The 20246-nt window shown below is 27.1% G+C and carries 18 protein-coding genes; 12 read left to right on the top strand and 6 right to left on the bottom strand.

Features of this window, described 5'->3' with window-relative positions; translation table 11 throughout:
* From ACWPW7_RS00540 to ACWPW7_RS00530, 3 genes are read left to right on the top strand one after another with little or no spacing between them, the layout of a single operon-like run.
* Positions 1 to 876, top strand: coding sequence for an ABC transporter ATP-binding protein (locus ACWPW7_RS00540; RefSeq protein WP_454051965.1), 876 nt, complete (start codon positions 1 to 3; stop codon positions 874 to 876).
* A gap of 7 nt (positions 877 to 883) precedes the next feature.
* On the top strand, positions 884 to 2158 hold the full coding sequence (locus ACWPW7_RS00535; protein ID WP_454051964.1) for a hypothetical protein: 1275 nt from the start codon (positions 884 to 886) through the stop codon (positions 2156 to 2158).
* A 10-nt stretch (positions 2159 to 2168) separates the two neighbouring features.
* Positions 2169 to 3311 (top strand): hypothetical protein, encoded by a 1143-nt coding sequence (locus ACWPW7_RS00530; RefSeq protein WP_454051963.1) that lies wholly within the window; start codon positions 2169 to 2171, stop codon positions 3309 to 3311.
* A 106-nt stretch (positions 3312 to 3417) separates the two neighbouring features.
* Here the strand turns inward: ACWPW7_RS00530 and ACWPW7_RS00525 are convergent, their stop codons facing one another.
* A complete protein-coding gene (locus ACWPW7_RS00525; RefSeq protein ID WP_454051962.1) occupies positions 3418 to 3972 on the bottom strand; it encodes a flavodoxin family protein in 555 nt (184 codons plus the stop codon).
* Between the two features lie 501 nt (positions 3973 to 4473).
* Between ACWPW7_RS00525 and ACWPW7_RS00520 the strand changes: the two genes are divergently transcribed.
* The 3 genes from ACWPW7_RS00520 (at position 4474) to ACWPW7_RS00510 (ending at position 6380) form a co-directional block, all read left to right on the top strand.
* Positions 4474 to 4650, top strand: coding sequence for a winged helix-turn-helix transcriptional regulator (locus tag ACWPW7_RS00520; protein ID WP_454055451.1), 177 nt, complete (start codon positions 4474 to 4476; stop codon positions 4648 to 4650).
* A gap of 188 nt (positions 4651 to 4838) precedes the next feature.
* The gene (locus tag ACWPW7_RS00515) at positions 4839 to 5519 is read left to right on the top strand and encodes a Crp/Fnr family transcriptional regulator (protein ID WP_454051961.1); all 681 of its coding nucleotides are present in this window, start codon (positions 4839 to 4841) and stop codon (positions 5517 to 5519) included.
* Between the two features lie 252 nt (positions 5520 to 5771).
* Positions 5772 to 6380, top strand: coding sequence for a cyclase family protein (locus tag ACWPW7_RS00510; RefSeq protein ID WP_454051960.1), 609 nt, complete (start codon positions 5772 to 5774; stop codon positions 6378 to 6380).
* 114 nt (positions 6381 to 6494) lie between these two features.
* Here ACWPW7_RS00510 and ACWPW7_RS00505 read toward each other — a convergent pair whose 3' ends face one another.
* The 5 genes from ACWPW7_RS00505 to ACWPW7_RS00485 form a co-directional block, all read right to left on the bottom strand.
* The gene (locus tag ACWPW7_RS00505; RefSeq protein ID WP_291567384.1) at positions 6495 to 6644 is read right to left on the bottom strand and encodes a polynucleotide phosphorylase; all 150 of its coding nucleotides are present in this window, start codon (positions 6642 to 6644) and stop codon (positions 6495 to 6497) included.
* A gap of 286 nt (positions 6645 to 6930) precedes the next feature.
* The gene (locus tag ACWPW7_RS00500; RefSeq protein ID WP_291567386.1) at positions 6931 to 7956 is read right to left on the bottom strand and encodes a branched-chain amino acid aminotransferase; all 1026 of its coding nucleotides are present in this window, start codon (positions 7954 to 7956) and stop codon (positions 6931 to 6933) included.
* 577 nt (positions 7957 to 8533) lie between these two features.
* The gene (locus ACWPW7_RS00495; protein ID WP_454051959.1) at positions 8534 to 10150 is read right to left on the bottom strand and encodes a GxGYxYP domain-containing protein; all 1617 of its coding nucleotides are present in this window, start codon (positions 10148 to 10150) and stop codon (positions 8534 to 8536) included.
* A 5-nt stretch (positions 10151 to 10155) separates the two neighbouring features.
* The gene (locus ACWPW7_RS00490; RefSeq protein ID WP_454051958.1) at positions 10156 to 11124 is read right to left on the bottom strand and encodes a fused DSP-PTPase phosphatase/NAD kinase-like protein; all 969 of its coding nucleotides are present in this window, start codon (positions 11122 to 11124) and stop codon (positions 10156 to 10158) included.
* Between the two features lie 482 nt (positions 11125 to 11606).
* Positions 11607 to 12110, bottom strand: a complete 504-nt coding sequence (locus ACWPW7_RS00485; RefSeq protein WP_454051957.1) for a helix-turn-helix domain-containing protein — start codon at positions 12108 to 12110, stop codon at positions 11607 to 11609.
* Positions 12111 to 12467: 357 nt separating this feature from the next.
* Here ACWPW7_RS00485 and ACWPW7_RS00480 point away from each other — a divergent pair, with 357 nt between their 5' ends.
* From ACWPW7_RS00480 to ACWPW7_RS00455, 6 genes are all read left to right on the top strand, one after another.
* A complete protein-coding gene (locus ACWPW7_RS00480) occupies positions 12468 to 13421 on the top strand; it encodes an ABC transporter permease (RefSeq protein WP_454051956.1) in 954 nt (317 codons plus the stop codon).
* Positions 13411 to 14358 (top strand): iron chelate uptake ABC transporter family permease subunit, encoded by a 948-nt coding sequence (locus ACWPW7_RS00475; protein WP_454051955.1) that lies wholly within the window; start codon positions 13411 to 13413, stop codon positions 14356 to 14358. The genes ACWPW7_RS00480 and ACWPW7_RS00475 overlap by 11 nt, the downstream gene beginning before the upstream one ends.
* Complete coding sequence (locus ACWPW7_RS00470) at positions 14358 to 15113, top strand: iron ABC transporter ATP-binding protein (RefSeq protein WP_454051954.1); 756 nt, start codon at positions 14358 to 14360, stop codon at positions 15111 to 15113. Before ACWPW7_RS00475 ends, ACWPW7_RS00470 begins: the two co-directional genes overlap by 1 nt.
* Positions 15114 to 15404: 291 nt before the next feature.
* Positions 15405 to 16340: a siderophore ABC transporter substrate-binding protein gene (locus tag ACWPW7_RS00465; protein WP_454051953.1), complete on the top strand. Its 936-nt coding sequence runs from the start codon at positions 15405 to 15407 to the stop codon at positions 16338 to 16340.
* A 420-nt stretch (positions 16341 to 16760) separates the two neighbouring features.
* A complete protein-coding gene (locus ACWPW7_RS00460; protein ID WP_454051952.1) occupies positions 16761 to 17465 on the top strand; it encodes an ABC transporter ATP-binding protein in 705 nt (234 codons plus the stop codon).
* Entirely contained in the window at positions 17459 to 19909 is a 2451-nt protein-coding gene (locus ACWPW7_RS00455; protein WP_454051951.1) for an ABC transporter permease, read from the top strand. Before ACWPW7_RS00460 ends, ACWPW7_RS00455 begins: the two co-directional genes overlap by 7 nt.
* Positions 19910 to 20246: the final 337 nt, after the last annotated feature.

Raw genomic sequence — 20246 nt, 5'->3', positions numbered from 1 at the left:
ATGTTAGTAGTAAACAATGTTACCAAAAGCTATGGAAACTTTTCTGTGCTTAAAAATATTAATCTTGAGTTTGCAAATGGGGTCTATGGACTATTAGCACCAAATGGGGCAGGAAAAACCACACTGATAAAAATGCTAACAACACTAATTTTTCCTAATGAAGGGGAAATCCTTTATAATGGGACAGATATAGTGAAAATGGATGATGAATATCGAGATATATTAGGTTATTTACCTCAAGAATTTGGATATTATAAAAATTATAGTCCAAAACAATATTTACTTTATTTAGCTGCACTAAAAGGTATAGATAATAATGCTGCTAAGAAAAGAATAGAAGAACTTTTGAAATTAGTTGCTCTTGAAGATGTAGCTAATAAAAAGATGAGAAAATTTTCTGGTGGAATGATTCAGAGAGTAGGAATTGCTCAAGCAATGCTTAATGATCCTAAAATTCTTATATTAGATGAGCCTACTGCTGGTTTAGATCCAAAAGAAAGGGTTCGCTTTAGAAATTTACTTACTGAGCTGTCAAGGGATAGGATAGTTATTCTTTCAACTCATATAGTATCTGATGTTGAATCAATAGCTAATGAAATTATTATGATAAAGGATAAAAAAATACTTTATAAAGACAGTATTAATAATATATGCAAAAACATTCAAGGGATGGTATATGAAACAGAAATTGATTTTGATACTGCATCTAATTTTAGAAAACAGTATTTTTCATTATCAGAAAAACAGGAAGAAGGTAAGATGAAAGTAAGATTTATATGTAAAGGAAAACCCGATAGTGCATGGAAGGCTGTTATTCCAAGCTTAGAAGATGTATTTCTTTATGAATATAGAGATGAACCATTAGAGAGGGTGTAGATATTTTATGAAGATAAAAATGTACGAGCTTAAAAAAGCCATTACATCCCCTATAATACTATCACTTTTGGCCGCATTTATAGTCTTTAATTTTTTTATTATATTCAATAATGGATATTTTAGAGATGAACTTAAGGTTTTAAATAAAGTTGTAGATAAGTTTGGATATGAAATTAACGACAAAATGGTTAATGAGTTTGATAATTATTATAATGATGAATTAAATAAAATGAATGAAATTACTTCTAAAAAAACTTCTAAAAGCTATGAAAGTGTATTAGAACTTTTTAAGGATGATGAATATTCACCACAGGGTTATAAAGGAGACATTTATAACGAAGAGGAGAAAAAATTTATCAGTGAGTTGAGTATTGTAGAAATATATCATCAATCTATAAAAAGTATTGATGAAAGATATAGTACCATTGATACAATGACTATTGCGGAGAGTGCGATAAATTCAGCTGGACTCAGTGGAAAAGCTGCTGATACTTTAAGAAATGAATATAAAAAATTAGGTGACAGATTTGAAAAATTAAAAGAAAATGGAGAACATAAAAACCTATTTTTTATAGGAGAAATTTATGGAATGCATTCTTTTTTATTTAAGACTTTATTTAAGAATATTATTTTTCAAATAATGATAATAGTTGTTCTAATTACAGCCTATTTAGTTAACTATGAGTTTGAAAACAGTACTCATCACTTAGCATACTCATCTAAAAGGGGAAGAAAGATTATTATGGACAAGCTATTTGCTTCAATAATTTCCTCTATAATAGTTACAACTATTATTATGGGGGTCACTTTGCTTGCTTATTTTATCTTATTTGATTATTCAGGACTTTGGAATGTTCCAATAAGTACTGCTTTTAACTGGGAAGATAAAGTACCTTATATATCATGGTGGAATATGTCTTTTGTCCAATATTTACTTTCTGCTATTGGAGTAGTTTATATATGTGAATTACTTTTTGCTGGCATTACCTTTGTAATATCAAAATTTATAAAAAATAGTTATATTGTATTTTTTATATTTGCCATAATCTTTGGAGGAAGTATATTGATACCAGGCTCTATGCCAACCAGTTCTAATGCTATTTTTATTACTGGATTTACACCCTTTTGTCTTATTTTAAATCCTTTTTTATGGTTTATGGGAAATGGCGTATCTACAGTATTTAAATATTATGAAATAATTACAGTTGGTGTATGGTCCGTATTATTAATAATCCTATGCACCTTATGTATTAAAAGATTTAAAAGAGAAAGTATATATTAGGAGGGCATAAATGAAAGTAGTTTTAAATGAAATAAAGAAAATATTTAGCCTAAAGATGGTATTTGTACTTATGGTTATCAGTATAATAATGTATTTTCTATTTATTAGTTTTTATATAGAGCATTTTCCTAACGGAAGACCAGAATTAGATTACTATAATATAGGTGTTGAAATGATAAATAATTATGGCGAAGAGATGGATGAAGAGGAATTTGAACATTTCAAGGATACTTATAATAAACAAGTAGAAGAGGCAAATAGATATCTTCAATCAAAGAAAGAATTTGTATATGAAGGGATAACTACCTACGAAAAATTTAAAAATATGGATCAAGATATAGAAAAATTAAATAATCTACATAATTATGTTTTCTTTGAGGTAAGATCAGATATATTTTGGCAACTACAAGCAAGAGAACAACTAATAGAAGATTATAAGCACAAAGATGAGTGGATGGGATCTACATATGAGACAATAAATGAGAAACAAGAAAAACGAATTAAGGAAATAGCTAGTAGCGGAGAGTATGAGTCTATTTTTCCTTATCTAATTTTTGAAAATTATAATTCTTTAATAAAATATGTAGCTATGTTAGTAATAATAAGCATAATTTTCATGATATCGCCTATATTTTTAAAAGATAAGTTGAATAAAGTAAATCTTCTTCAGCAGACATCTAAAACTGGAAGATATTTATTTAAAAAGAAGGTAATTTCAGGATTAATGGCTGCTTTTATAATAACAACTATTCAACTTCTGTGTTTTTTCATAGCTTATTCATTTAACAATGTAGAAATGTTTTTTAATTCTAATATAAATTCAGTTTTTGGTAGCTATTTATTTTGGTATGATTTAACATTTATACAGTATATAGTTATTACGGTAATAGCTATGTATATATTAAGCTTTGTTATTGGATTAATAGTAATGTTTATATCAAGTATGGTAAATAACTATATAACTTTAATTGGAGTACAAGTACCTATAATTTTTATTATTAGCAAACTGCTTCCACGTATTATAGGTAGGGTTACAGGTATTTATCTACCTAAATATTTCATACCTATAACTTATTTTTCTTTGATTATTATTGGAACAATACTTGTAATAATAAGATGGAAAGAAGAAAAGATATTAGATATTGTTAATTAAATTTTATATAAATAATTTTTTAGATAAAGCAATCTTAACTAAATATATATAAGATTGCTTTATTTTTAAGCCTATAAATAAAAGTTTATAGAATAAATAGGTTAATTTAAGAAATTTTTAGCCCCATGTCATATACATCTTGAAGAGCCTTAGGGTTTTCAGCTACTTTTAAGTATTCGTCAGTACATACTCCATATACATCAATTAGATTCATATCTGTATATTTACATATTTCTTCAAAACTAATTCTAACAATTTCTGGTCCTTTATTAGGAAGATTTCCACCATAAGTCATAAGAAGAGAAACTTTTTTATTTGTAAAGTATCCTTGCCCTACATCTAAAGCATAAATTCTATCTATAAATGATTTCAGTTGTGCTGAAATGTTCCACCAGTAAATAGGCGTTGCAAAAACAATCATATCTGCTTCTTTAAATTTAATATAAAGTTCTTGCATATCATCTTTTATACAACATTGACCAATATTAATGTTATGACAAAAGTTACATGAAGCACAATTACGTATATTTTTTTCATGTAGATATATTTTAGTAATTTCTATATTCTTATTGGCTTCTTTTATTCCCTTAAGATATTCATCTAATAATATGGAAGTGTTTCCTTTCTTTCTTGGACTACCAAGTAATGCTAAAATTTTCATTTTTATGCCCCCTATTAATTTATATAATAATTAAGGCATCTTCAGAAAAATAGCAAGCCATCATGTTAGACTATTTTACATTATACTACGTTGTCAGAACCCGACCATAGCAGCACTATGAACGGAGCCTGACGCCTTGTCCAATATAGAATAGACTAACATCTTTGACTTGGTATTTTCGTTCAGATGCCTAACATAGTTGGTAAATAAATTTTTATAGAATTCTTTAGTTATTATAATTTATTCCTTATCTGAGGAAATTATAATTGAGTATAAACAATCCTATAATTAAATTCTAAACTATTAGTTAATATGATAATATTATAGTGTTTATTATTTAGTCTGTTAAGTACGCACTTTTTATGCACATAGTAACCAACTGGTAACTAATAAATGGAACTAAGGAGTATAATTTTATGATAATTAAAGAAGTTGTATGTGAAATGGAAGCCTTTAATACTATATTTTTTATATCAAGAAGGAACGAAAAGATTTGGGAAGATAAAATCATATTTAACAAAGATTTCTCATAAATCGTTAACTCATCAACTAAGAGAATTAGAAGAGGATGGACTAGTAAAAAGAGTTATACTTCCGGAAGTTCCTCCAAGAGTAGGGTATAGTTTAACTGAGAAAGGTAAGACAATTTTTTCTATTTTACAATTGATGTGCCAATGAGGAGAGAAAAATATGAATGGAATGTATAAGTTGATTAGCCCTCTTTGTGAACCAATATAGATATACTACTGATTTAAAAAATGATAATTTATATGATAAGTAGTTGAAATAAAATATCTTAATAAAAATAATGACATATGTCCGATACTACAATAAAAAAGTAATTTATAATAAGAATGGTGATAGCTATGGAAATATTAAAAGATAATGAAAAGCTAAATTTTTATATTGAGAAATTTAATATTTATAGTTTATTTGAAGAAGATATGACTAATTATATGCAGCTACATGTTTTTCGCAAAGGAGAAATTATATATAGATGTGGAGAGAAAATTGATTATATATATTTTTTAGTAGAAGGGAAAACAAAAGTATATTCTCTAACGGAGAATGGAAAAATTTTTTTATTAGATTTTTCAAATCCTTTAGATATGTTAGGAGATTTAGAGTTATTAGAAAAACTAAGTTATCAGCATAATGTGGAAGCTGTAGGGAAAACAATTTTAATTGGAATTTCAATTGAAGATGTTTTACTACATTTATCTAAGGATGTTGAGTTTTATAAATCAGTTTGTAAGTTTTTAAGTAAAAAATTATCAAAGACTTGTAGAGAATTGTTTCATAGTATGTTGTATCCTTTGATAAATAGATTCGCTACTTACTTAGTTACCGTGCTTCCGGAAAATGAGTATAAAATAGAAAAGTTTAATTTATCTGATACGGCCTTTAACTTAGGGTGTAGTCCTAGACATCTAAGTAGAATTATAAAAGATTTATCTGAAGAGAAAGTTATAAATAAGGATAAATCAGTTATATGTATTTTAGATAAAGAGAAACTAGAAAAATTATCAATAAATGCAAAGTGGTGATAGAATTATAAGTACAGCTTTAAGATAATCATACAGATATAAAAACTTAAATGAAGTTGAATATGATATGGCTGATATTATGGAGAAGTATGTAGTATTTATAATAGGTTAAAGTTATTAAAAAGTATTATACAAAAGGAATCTAAAGAAGAGTTAGAAAACAAGTAAAAGCATTAAAATAGTAAATTAATTTTTTAAAAATTTTAATTATATATTTCTGAAAATATAAGTTGAGTGGGAGGGGGGTTATTTATGTTAATTGATGTTACTCAAGTTGGCAAATTAGGAATGAATTATATAAAAGGTGCTCCAACATTAAAAGTTGAAAAAGTTAAATGTTTTGAAGGTACTGAAAGAGAATATGCTACTACCTTTTTTTCTGGTGCCGTTCATAATTCAGGAACTCATATAGATACAATGAGTGTTATCGAAATAGAATTAGATAGATTAATTAGAAAAGGAATAAAATTTGATGTTTCTCACATAGAAAATAGACCTATTGAACTAAAGGATTTAGATTTATCTATGATTGAGGAAGGCATATATGTATTTTTTCAAACTAACTGGGATAGATATTTAGATGATGAGAAAAAGTATCAGAATCACCCTGAAGTATCAATAGAGGTTATAAATTATTTAATTGATAAAAAAGTAAATATGGTAGGCATTGATGCTTTAGGATTTGGTCTTGGGAAAAATCACCGATTTATTGACAATTTGCTTGCAGATAATAACATATATGGAATAGAAAATTTAACTAATCTAAACAAAATTCCTAAGAAAGATTTTAAGGTTTATTGTATGCCTATAAAAATGGAAAGATTAGACGCGTTACCTACGAGAGTACTAGTTGAATTTTAATATATAAAATAATGTCTAGATGAGAAACTATAGAAATTGAAGTTTTTATGTTATGTTAAACTTAAAAACTTAAGAGAGCTATTGATAATTATCATATCAATAGCTCTCTTAAGCTTAAGATTTTTTCATAACCATTAAATAGTATTCAGTTCCAAATTCACTATTAAATTGTTGTTCTATTTCTTTAATTCTTTTTTCTTCTGTCTCATGTAAATTAGCGTATTTAATATCATTAGAAGAATCTGAAATATTATTATTCACCATATCTATCACCTCATATTTAGTTATTTCCAGCTGACTTTGTAAATATGTGTGGTAGATTTTGTACTAATTTAATTTAAATAATAAGAAATTTTTTATAAAATTTTAATTAGAACTATTCAATTTACAATTCGCAATTTATAGTTAAAAATTATGGTAGAAATTAATTTTAATTAAACTAATTTCTACCATAATTGTGAATTGTGCAGTGTGAATTATTTTGGTTGTAACACTAAAGTAATCAGTTATATTATCTATACATTAACTTTTCCAATAGCATGTCTATATATTACAATACATTAAAAATCCAACCTTCTGGTGGTGTAACTTCTCCAAATTGAATTCCATAAAGAGTATCATAAAGTTTTTTTGTTATAGGTCCTACTTCATCTTGACTATAGAAGGTATGCATTTTTTCTTTATGTTGAATTCCTCCAATAGGCGTTATAACTGCTGCTGTACCACAAGCACCAGCTTCTACAAACTCGTCTAATTTATCAATTAAAACATCTCTTTCTTCTACGTCCATTCCTAGATATTCTTTAGCAACATGCATTAAAGAGTATTTAGTTATACTAGGAAGAATTGATGGTGATTTTGGAGTAACAAATTTATTATCTTTTGTAACTGCAAAGAAATTAGCTGCTCCAACTTCTTCTATTTTTGTATGAGTTGCTGGATCAAGATAAATACAATCTGCAAATCCCTTTTTTACTACTTCATCATGAGGCAATAGGCTTCCAGCATAGTTTCCACCCACTTTAGCAGCACCTGTTCCAAGTGGAGCTGCTCTATCATAATCTGTAATAATAAAGTTTACAGGATTCATTCCACCTTTAAAATATGGTCCAACTGGTGAGCAAAATACACAGAATATATACTCTGGAGCAGGTTTAACACCTAAATTATCTCCAACACCTATTAAAAAAGGTCTAAGATAAAGAGTTGCACCTGTACCATAAGGTGGAACATAGGCTTCATTTGCTTTAACTACTTGAATACATGCATCAATAAATTTTTCCTCTGGAATCTCAGGCATTAGCAAACGTTTACAGCTTTTATTCATTCTTTTAGCATTTTCATCTACTCTAAATAACTGAATTTTACCACTTTTTGTTCTATAAGCTTTTAATCCTTCAAAACACTGTTGTCCATAATGAAGTGCTGTAGATGCTTCACTTATAGCAAGTGTATTGTCTTGAACAAGTTCTCCTTCATCCCATTTTCCATCTTTCCATTTTGAAATATAACGAAAATCTGTTTTAATATAAGCAAATCCTAATTTGCTCCAATCAATGTTTAAAGCTTTATCCATAGAAATTCCTCCTAATTAATTATATCCTAAAATTATATTTTATAATTTTATATTAACACGCTAATTTATATATGTCTAATTACAATTAAGCTAATATTGACTATAAGAAGAAATTAAATCATAGTTTTTCTTTGAATAGTTCGAATAATAGTAAGTTTTTGAAAATAGAAAATATAATTTTAATCTCTGTTAATACTGTAAGTATTTAATAGATATAATAGCTTATAATTTTAACATAATTATGAAAAATAAATAAAAAAGACAGATAGCAGTACTATAGGGATACAATACGAAAACTTAATATATACTCTGGAAAATAAATTTTCTATAAAAATAGCTTAAATTCTTAGAAATTAAGAATTGATAATGAAGAATGAAAAATTTAGGAAAAAATTCACTAAAGGTGAATTTCTTAAAATAAAATTTGTTTAAAAAAACTCCAAAGGCTTTAGCCGTGGAGTTTTAACCATAATTTTTCATCTTTCATTCTTAATTTTTCATTCATAGAAAAGAATTTTTGTTGTGGAATTAAAATCATGCATAAGTTAAATTTTTATTGTGGAAACCTATAGATAAGCTATCTATCTTTTTTCAGATTTCTATTTATTAGAGTCATAAATCCTTCTGGAGTAACTATTCTTACCTTAGGATTTTTATTTAATTGATTCACAACATTTTCAATACTACTCATATCTTTACTCCAAGCATGTACGTACACAAAGGAGTATGAGTTTGCATCATGTATATTTGTATAACCTAGATTAATTCTATTATTGATTTCTGAAACTAACATATTCTCATCTTGAAGCCCGCTCCAGAGCAAATCTCTACAGGACACTATTGGTTTGTTATTAGACCATATAATTTCTCCATGATAATCATTTTGTTTATGATAGTTAAGATAGAATAACCCTTGAATATTAGGTTCTTTAGTATATTTATCCCAAAGATCAGTTTTGTAAAAGGAGTCATTATCAAGTATAGCTACATATTTTTGATCAACTTTTTTCATATAATTATTTAATCTTTTTACATAAGAATTCAATGCTGTAGTAGGAAATTGACTTGGATACATATATCCATTTCCAGAAGGAGATACGATAAAATTATCATTATTATTTCCATTACTAGCATTTTTGTAATATAAGTTTAAAACTGTAGGAGCTAAATAATATATAGATGGACTTATAGACCATCCCATATTAAAGTTTCCTCTATAAGGAGAACCATACCATTTTGGAGAACCATAATTACTACCAAGATTCCATTGTTGATTATCTCCATCGGACATAATAAATGTAACATAGTGTACATTATTTTCTATAGGAGGAAGGCTTTGATTTTTTTGAATTATAGGTAATGATGGAAAAGAACTTAATACAGTTAAATTATAAGACCAATCTGCAGGAACCATACTCACACCATATTTTGAAGCTGTGCTTACGTTAGTATGTTCATCTGCTCCCCATCCTAAACATACAGAATCATCATCCATGGAGTTAAAAACTTTATTACTAAGTGGCAAATCATATGACATATCTTCAAAGAATACTAGAGATTTTGTCATTATGGCATAATCACGTAATGGAGAAGATTTATCTGGAGATAATTGAATTACAATTGAATGATTTAGTCCAGAATCCCATAGATTATTATAAGCCCAATATTTATCTGTGTTTCTGCAATCTCCTTGAAGCTTTGTTATACCATAAGATTTAACTTTAGCTTCAAGAGATTCTTCAACAACTATACTTCTTTTTAAGGATGCTAAAGAACAAGCATTATTTATTGAGGGATCTTTTTCTATTTTATCACTGTAAAGTACATATCCATCTACATAAGATTTAAATATATCTAACAATTTCCATGGGTCTACAACAATTTCATAGTTGACTCCATAATTATTTTTTAAATCATCAAGCCATATTTCATAATCAGGCTCATTTGAATTTAAAGTATAAATTTGTGAAGTTGAACGGTTAGATACTAATCCTTGAAGCGTAACTATCATCGTATTTTCTGCATTAGTTATATTATTCTGGTTTACAACATAAAGGTATTTTGGCTTTTTAAAATTTTTTATATAATAAGAGCTATTTCCATAGACATTATTTGATAACACAAATATATTAAAAAATATTATAGAAAAAACAAAGAATATAAGAACTTTGCTTAATAGTTTTTTTGACCTCATAGAAATTATGCTCCTAAATCCATAACAAATGATTGTTTAATCATGGTACTATTGATAGATGAAGTTTTCTTCCACTCAGACCAATTAGTTTTAAAATTATCATTATTCTCTTTAGAATAATTATAAAAATTAGTTAAAAAGTTTTTTCTTTCTTCATTATAAAATCCTTGTGCACTATTTGAACTCATATTTGATAATAATATTTGTCTCTTAACAATATCTTCTAGGCTAACTTCTTTAGCGTTTTTCATGATGTCATACATAATCATAAAGGTAGTTGTTCGTCCTATACCTTGTTTGCAGTGAAAATGTATCCAAGTATTTTTAGGTTGTGAATTTGCTAACTCTATAAAATAGTCAACCATATCATCTGTAGGTAATTTACCATCGGTAACTGGAATACGTACATATGACATTAATTGAGATTTGACAAGCTCTCTTTCATCTTGGACCTTTGTAGGTATTACTGTTCTATCATGATGGCCGTGAATAACTAGAGGTTCATGTAATTTAATGCTTTGTAGCCTGTTACGCTCATCAGCTAAAACTTGTTCTTTTGTTAAGCCCATATTTGCATTATTTTTTGAATTAGCCCAACTGACAGGTACACCATTAATGAAACCATGAGATTCTTGCCTTAAGTCTACAACAACTATAGGCATACTAGCTCCTATAGAATTTTTTATAAGAGCAAGGCCATTTTCAGAAAACTGTTTACTGCCAGATATATTTAAGGTATCTAATCCAGTTAGATTTAAAGATTCGTTATCTTTGATATTAACTTTATCGGAACTTTTGCGAAAATGACTCGGAAGCGTTCTAATATTAAGAGAATCTACAACAAGGTTTACACTTGCATCGTCAGTAGGGGCTCCGAAAGTTTCTATAGACTTACCTAAATAGGAAATAGAAGTAGTCATAACTAATATTATTAGAAAGGCTAACATGCTTGCTTTAACTCTTTTTTTCATCATTATTCACCTCGTTATAATAATTAGGCATCTAAAAGAAAATAATTGATTAAAGATGCTTTAGTAAAATTTGTTTCTAACATACATATATAATTTAAGCTATTGGCTCGCATTTTATTCAATTCACAATTGTAAATATTTCTTGGGGGAAGCTGTAAAATTTGGAATTGGTTCTTTTTTGCTATATAGTAACTTCTTAATAAAAAACTAGCAATTGTATTGCTAGTTAAAAAATTAGTTAAAGAAATTAATTTTTATAGAATTAATTTCAACCATAATTGTCAATTGTCCATAGTCAATTCTCCATTATCTAACTGTAGAGGTGAACAGTGTTCGCCATAATGTTTATTGGCACAAAATTTATTAAAATAAAAAAGTAAAATTAAATTATAAATGAAATAGTAAAAGGCTTATTGAAATTTACTATTTCTAAATTCAAGTGGAGTCATATTGGTAAGTCTTTTAAAAGTCATATTATAATAATTTTAATTATTAAAACCTACAGAAAGAGCTACATCTAATATAGAGGAGTTCTCTTGAAGTAATAATTCTTTACTTTTTTCTATTCTAATTTCATTTAAAAGTTGAGAAAATGTTTTGCCTGTTTCTTTTTTTATTATACTGCAAAAATAGCATCTATTAATTTTAAGATAATCAGATATATCTTCTAAGGTTATAGATTCACTATATCTAGCATCTATATAATCCATAGCTTTTTTTACATGTAAGCTATAAGGAATTGTACTAATAGCCTGTTTGTGTTTTATATATGGACTATCTTCAGATATATTACCAAGTAATGAAATTAAGTGAGGAATGCAGCAGCTAGGCTTATATAAAATATCTATATCTTTTGATTTATGTGATGCATATGGTCCAATAATATATATTCCTCTGTTAACATTATTTGGACAAATATGACAAGCTGTAAATTTAATATTATCTAAGCAAGTTATAGTTATTGTAGAATTTTCTTTTCCATTTATCATCTTATTTTCAATTACTTCATAAATATTATTTATATCAAATATATGTTCTAACTTTTCATTATATCCTACAGAATGAATGAATGTTCCATCATAATTAAAAGCTCTAATTGGAATGTGAGTACATAAGAAAAATTTTTCAATAGTTTTACAAATATGATTTTTAACGAAACAAGTTAATCCCCCTAAAAGTTATCTAAATATATTTATAAAAATCTAAATATATTTCCATAATCCATTTATAAAAAGTTATACAATTATTGATAATGAGTATCAAAATCAATAATTTATAATTAATTATATCAATATAAAAAGGCAGGTGTCAAACTAGAGATTAACTACTTGGGTAGAGGAGGAACTATGAAAAAACGATATCTACTTCTAGCACTAATTATTCTGTCATTAGCTTCAATATTTATAGGAGTAAAGGACATATCATTCGTAGATATACTAAATTTTAACCAAGAAAAAATTCAGATTGTGTTGCTAAGTCGTATTCCACGTTTAATTAGTATTATTGTAGCTGGAATAGGAATGAGCATAAGCGGACTGATTATGCAGCAGATAAGTCGTAATAAATTTGTATCACCAACAACTGCTGCAACAATAGATTGTGCAAAACTAGGAATTTTAGTTTCATTAATAATATTTACTACGGCTAGTACTTTAAATAAAATGATAGTTTCTTTTATATTTGCATTGGCAGGAACATTTTTATTTATGAAAATTTTAAAAAGAATAAAATATAAAAATGCCATATTTATACCATTAGTTGGAATAATGCTTGGAAATATAATAGATTCAATAACAACTTTTTTTGCTTATAAGTATGATTTAGTTCAAAATGTATCTTCTTGGTTACAAGGGGACTTTTCTATGATAATAAAAGGAAGATATGAACTTTTATATTTAAGCATTCCTCTTGTAATAGTTGCTTATTTATATGCAAATAAGTTTACAATTGCAGGTATGGGAGAAGATTTTTCTACAAATTTAGGGTTAAATCACAATAGGGTTGTAAATGTGGGGCTTACTATTGTTGCTCTTATATCTTCAGTAGTAGTAATTACTGTTGGTAAAATACCATTTTTAGGTCTTATAATTCCTAATATAGTTGCACTGTATCAAGGGGATAATCTAAAAAATAATCTTTCACATACCGCCTTATTAGGTGCAGTATTCCTTTTGGCTTGTGACATACTGGGACGTATTGTTATATATCCTTATGAGATTTCTATAGGGCTTATTGTTGGGGTATTAGGAAGTGCTATATTTCTTTATATGATAATAAGGAGGAATGGCCATGAAGCATAAAAAGATTATAACTTTCCTTTCTGTTTTATCATTAATACTTATTGTTCTGCTTGTAGGTATAGGACTAAATAGTAGCAATTTAAGTTATGCTCTTTCAAGACGTATTCCAAAGGTAGCTGCAATTATTTTAACAGCAATATCAATAGCCTTTTCTTCAATGATATTTCAAACTATTACTAATAATAGAATATTAACCCCTAGTGTTTTAGGGTTAGATTCACTATATATATTTATACAAACAGTTGTAATTTTTTTATTTGGAGCTAAAAGTATAGTTGTTGTAAATAATAATTTAAACTTTATCCTATCAGTTGGCATAATGATTATATTTGCAATACTTTTATATAAATTGCTTTTCAAAAGAGAAAATAATAATATTTTTTTCCTATTGTTAGTAGGGTTAATATTTGGAACATTATTTCAAAGTTTATCATCTTTTATGCAAATGGTAATTAATCCAAATGAATTTCTTATAGTTCAAGATAAGATGTTTGCCAGCTTCAATAATGTGAACACAAATGTTTTAATGTTATCCAGTATAGTGGTTATATTAGCTATAGCTTATTGCTATGACTATATAAAAATTTTAGACGTATTATCACTAGGAAGAGATGAAGCTATAAATTTAGGTGTTGACTATGATAAAGTTGTAAAAAAAATGCTAATAGTAGTAGTTATTTTAGTTTCAGTATCTACAACTTTAGTAGGACCAATAACTTTTTTAGGCTTATTAGTAGTAAATCTTACTAAAGAGTTTTTAAATACATACAAGCATAAATATCTTTTATTAGGAGCTATGCTTATAAGTATAATTGCTTTAATTGGTGGACAGTTGATTGTGGAGAGAATTTTCGCTTTAAAAACACCATTAAGTGTTATTATAAATTTTGTTGGTGGCATTTATTTTATGTATCTTTTGTTAAAGGAGAATAAATAATGATAGAAGTAAAAAATATATCAAAACAATATAGCAATAAAAATGTTGTAGATAATATATCATTAAAAATACCAAAAGGAAAAATTACATCTTTTATAGGTCCTAATGGAGCAGGAAAAAGTACATTATTATCTATGATGAGTCGTCTTATTGATAAAGATGGTGGACAAGTATTTATTGAAGGTAAAGAAATTAGTGGATGGGATAATGGCGATCTTGCCAAGAAAATATCTATATTAAAGCAATCTAATCATATAAGTATAAGACTAACCATTCGAGAACTAGTAAGTTTTGGACGATTTCCTTATTGTCAAGGAAATCTATCTAAAGAGGATTGGAAGTATGTTGATGATGCTATTGAATATATGAAGCTTAAAGATATGGAAAATAAATATCTTGACCAATTAAGTGGAGGACAGAGGCAAAGGGCTTATATAGCCATGGTTATTGCACAAAATACAGAGTACATTCTTTTAGATGAACCATTAAATAATCTAGATATGAAACATTCTGTGGAAATTATGAAAATTTTAAAGTCTTTAGTTGAGGATTTTGGAAAGACTATTATTTTAGTTATACATGATATCAATTTTGCTTCTTGTTATTCAGATTATATAGTAGCACTGAAAGATGGAAGAGTTATAAAAGAAGGAAAAACGGATGATATCATTGATAAGTTTACTTTAGAAGAAATCTATGAAATGGATTTTAAAATAGAAAATATAGAAAACAATAAAATTTGTGTCTACTTTTAATAAGTTATACAAAGTAGCTAGTCAAAAATGAATAGTATATTTTGCATTAGATAAGAAGACAAGTTTTTATGATAGCTAAGCTATCATAAAAGAAGGCATCTTCAAAAAAATAATAAACCAGTATATTAGCCTATTTTCTATCATACTGCGTCGTCAGAACCTGCCCATAGCGCCACTATGAGCAGAACCTAACACCTTGTCTGATAAAAAATATACTAACATCTTTGGTCTATTAGTTTATTTCAGATGCCTAAATATTAAATAACAAAAACTTTAATGAGGTGAAAGAATATGAACAAAAAAGTTACTATAGTTGCAGGAGTTCTAGTATTAGCTGTTGTTTCTGCATTTGGTTTTTCAAAATTTAAAGGCAGCGATTCTCCACAAGGTGGACAGTTAAAAATTACTCATGAATTAGGAGAAGTTGAGATAAATAAAAATCCTAAAAAGGTAGTTGCCTTTGATTATGGTGTAATAGATTCTCTTGATAAAATGGGCATTGAGATAGCAGCTGTACCAAAGTCAAACCTTCCTGCGGCTCTTGAAAAGTATAAAGATGAAAAATATATAGATGCAGGAACTTTATTTGAGCCAAACTTTGAGAAAATCAATGAAATTAAGCCAGATGTAATATTTATATCAGGAAGACAATCAAAAGTATATGAAGAATTAAATAAAATTGCTCCAACAATATATCTTTCAATAGATGATAAAGATTATATGGGTTCATTTACTAAGAATATGAATACATTAGGTGAAATTTTCAATAAAGAATCTTTTGTAAAAAAAGAACTTGAAACTATCAATAAAGCTGTAGAAGATTTAAATGAAAAAGCATCTAAAAGTGGAAAAAATGCTTTAATAACTTTAGCTAATGATGGGTCACTTAGTGCTTATGGCCAAGATTCAAGATTTGGTGTTATTCATAAAGGATTTGGAGTTACTCCTGTTGATAGCAGTATTGACAATTCTACTCACGGACAAAAGATTTCTTTTGAATATATAGTAGAAAAAAATCCAGATTATATATTTGTTGTAGATAGAACAGCTATAGCCGGTGGTAAAACATCTGCAAGTCAAGTATTCGAAAATGACTTAATTAAGAATACAAAAGCATATAAAGAGAAAAATATTATATATCTTGATCCAGAAGTTTGGTACATCTCTACAGGTGGATTCAGCTCAACTATGAAGATGGTTGAAGAAGTTGGATCAGCTATTAAATAAGCCATATTTAAAATTTAGAAGTCACAATTAATTTCTCTAATTAATTTAAAAAGGAACTATTCATCTGGATAGTTTCTTTTTTTATTAATAATTATGTAATTTATATTGGGAAAGATATTAATATAAATTTTATTAATAGATTTTTTGTAGGTGCGAACATTGTTCGCCCCTACAGTTATGCAATTAAAAACTTCTCTTATAAAAGAGAAGCTTCAATAATTGTCCATTGTCAATAGTCAATTCTCAATTTCATATTAATATAAACTTAAATAACTTAATAATACAATTTTATGAATCAATAGATTAAATTTAAAAGTGGTATATATATAGATTGTATGATAAAATAGAAAAAATTATTTTAAATAAACTGCTATGCTATAATTAAAGTGTAAAAATTTGACCTAGTAGGAGGAGAAATTTTTGAATAAATACATAGAACTTAAAGATGTAAAGAAAACTTATAAAACTGGAGAAGTAGAGATTAAAGCTGTAGATGGAGTTAATTTTTCAATAGATAAGGGTGAATTTGTTGTAGTTGTAGGGCCTAGTGGAGCAGGAAAGAGTACTGTACTTAATATACTAGGGGGAATGGATTCTCCTAGTGAAGGACAAATAATAGTAGATGGCAATGAAATAAGCAAATATAATAATAAACAGTTAACTACTTATAGGAGATATGATATAGGATTTGTATTTCAGTTCTATAATTTAGTTCAAAACCTTAATACTATTGAAAATATAGAATTAGCTACTCAAATATGTAAGAACCCTCTAAATCCAGAGGAAGTACTTAAAGAGGTAGGGCTTGAGGATAGGAGAAATAATTTTCCTTCTCAATTATCAGGTGGAGAGCAGCAAAGGGTTTCTATAGCTAGAGCAATTGCTAAAAATCCTAAAATATTACTATGTGATGAGCCCACTGGAGCTTTAGATTATTCTACAGGAAAATCTATATTAAAGTTATTACAAGATACTTGTAGAAAACAGAGCATGACAGTAATAGTTATTACTCACAATTTGGCAATTGCACCTATGGCAGATAAAGTTATTAAAGTTAAAAATGGTAAAGTTGACAGTGTATCCATTAATAACAATCCAATGTCTGTAGAAAGGATTGAATGGTAACAATGAAAAATGCACTTACGAAAAATATTTTAAGAGAAATAACTAAATCTAAATCACGATTTCTTTCCATATTGATTATTGTAGCAATAGGTGTAGCTTTTTTTGCAGGAGTTAGAGCTACAAGTCCTGAAATGAAGTTTACAGCAGATAAATATTTAGATGATAATAATACTGCAGATTTGACTATACAATCTTTGAATGGTTTTAAACAATCAGATATAGACAAAGTTAAAAAAATTGTAGGAGTTTCTGAAGTTTATGGAGGATATAGCTTTGATGCCTTAGCTATAAATGATGATAGTGAAAAAGCAATAAAGATACATTCCTTAAAAATAGGAGAAAAATCTGTTAATAACCCTGTATTAGTAGATGGAGCTATGCCAACTAATGAAGGGGAAGCAGTTACAGAAAAAACATATCTTGAAAAAGAAAACTTAAAAATAGGAGATTATATTAAAATTAAAACTGTTAATGGGACTAAAGATTTTAAAATAACAGGTATTGTTAATAGTCCATTATATATAAATACATATCAAAGAGGGGCAAATTCCTTAGGAAATGGTTCAACTAGTGGATTTTTTCAAATAGGCGAAAAATCTGCAAAGGAATTAGCACTTCCCAAAATTCCTGAAATTCCAGGGATAAAAATAGAAGACATATATACTGAGTTATCTATTATAGTTGATGATGCTAAGTCAAAAAATACTTTTTTAGATGAGTATAAAGATTTAGTTAATGAAGTAAAGGAAAAAATAGAAGCTGTAGATAAGAACTGGTATATTAAAACTAGAGATAACAATGAAGGAATTAGAGGATTTCAAGATGACTCTGATAGAATAAAAGCTATAGGAACTGCTTTCCCACTAATCTTCTTCTTAGTAGCTACTCTTGTATGTCTTACAACCATGACGAGAATGGTTGAAGAACATAGAGTTCAGATAGGAACTTTAAAAGCTTTAGGATATAGCAAATTTTCTATAGTTTCTCAGTACTTTATCTATGCTTTTACAGCAAGTGTTATAGGTAGTATTATAGGAGTAATTTTAGGATTTAAAATTTTTCCATTTCTTATTTTTAATGCTTATAGAATAATGTATACAATTCCTCCAGTGGCAGGTAATTTTCATATTGATTTAGCAATAACCTCAGCGTTGGTAGCTATTTTCTGTACTACACTTGCAGCAGTAGGTGCCTCTATAAAAGAGTTGGTAGCGGTACCAGCAATACTTATGAGACCTAAGGCACCAAAGGCAGGTAAAAGAATATTATTAGAGAGAATAAAATTTATTTGGAAGAGAATGTCCTTTACAGAAAAGGTTACTGCAAGAAATATCTTTAGATATAAGAAAAGATTTTTTATGACAATAATAGGGGTAGCTGGTTGTACTGCTCTTCTTATTACAGGTTTTGGATTAAAAGATTCCATAGTTGCAGTAACAGAAAAACAGTTTGGAGAAATTTATACTTATGATTTAAAAGGATATTTAAGAGAAAGTATTCAAGAAGATAAAGAATATTTATTTATGGATGAACTTAAAGATTATAATGAAATAGAAGATTCGCTTTTATCCTTTGAAAAAAACATAAAAGTAAAAAATAATAATGAAGAGAATTCTAGTGTTGAAGGATATATATTAATTCCTAAAGATGTAGATAAACTTGGTGAATTTATTAATTTAAGAGAAGAGAATGGCAAAATAGATATTGGCGATAATGGAGTAGTAATTACTAAAAAACTCTCAAAGTTACTAAATATCAAAGAAGGAGATAATATTGAAATTTCATTAGACGATAAAACTGTAGATGCTAAAGTAAATCACATTACAGAGCATTATGTTAGTCATTATGTTTATATGTCTCCTAAGTATTATGAAAAGTTATTTGATGATAAGGTTAATTATAATGCTTTTTCATCTAAATTGAAGAATAAGGATATAGATCAAGAAGATAAATTGTCTAAAGAGATGATGAAAAATCCTAAAATAGCTACTATTAATTTTACTACTAGTATAAGTGATAAATTTAAAAAAACTATGGATAGTGTAGACTCAGTAGTATTAGTTTTAATAGCTTCGGCAGCTACCCTTGCTTATGTTGTAATGTATAACTTAACAAATATAAATATAAGCGAAAGAATGAGGGAGCTTGCTACCATAAAGGTTTTAGGTTTTTATGATAAAGAAGTAGCAGGATATGTTTATAGAGAAAATATTATATTATCAATAATAGGAACTTTAGTTGGATTAATATTAGGTGTGCTTCTTCATAAATATGTAATCACAACAGCAGAAACTGATATGGTAATGTTTTCTCGTGAAATTAAAACTATGAGTTTTATATACTCATCTATATTAACTATAGTATTTTCAAGTTTAGTAAATATAGTTATGTATAAAAAATTAAAGAAGATTAATATGGTAGAATCGCTAAAGAGCGCAGAGTAAAGCTTATATATTAATTATTTATAGAAAGTACTAAGGAATTTATTGTATGAAATAAATCCCTTAGTACTTTTATTTATAGTAAACTTAATTTAAAATCAGTATTTACACTTGAAAGTCCTTAAATTTATTTTTTTATATAAAGCTATAAGTAAAGAAAAATTCAAAAATATTACATAATTTTTTAATATTTTATTAATTATTATAGAACATTTTCAAAAATATAGGAAATAAATGAAAAAATGAGAAAATGAATGGTATACAAAAATAATTAGATACAGTGTCAATTTTTAGAATATTTTGAATAATATATTTACTTTACGTATATTGAAATAAATGT

The organism is Clostridium sp. Marseille-Q7071 (genome assembly GCF_965112025.1).
Note: the sequence above shows the minus strand (reverse complement) of the source record. Positions and strands in the feature narration are given on the sequence as shown.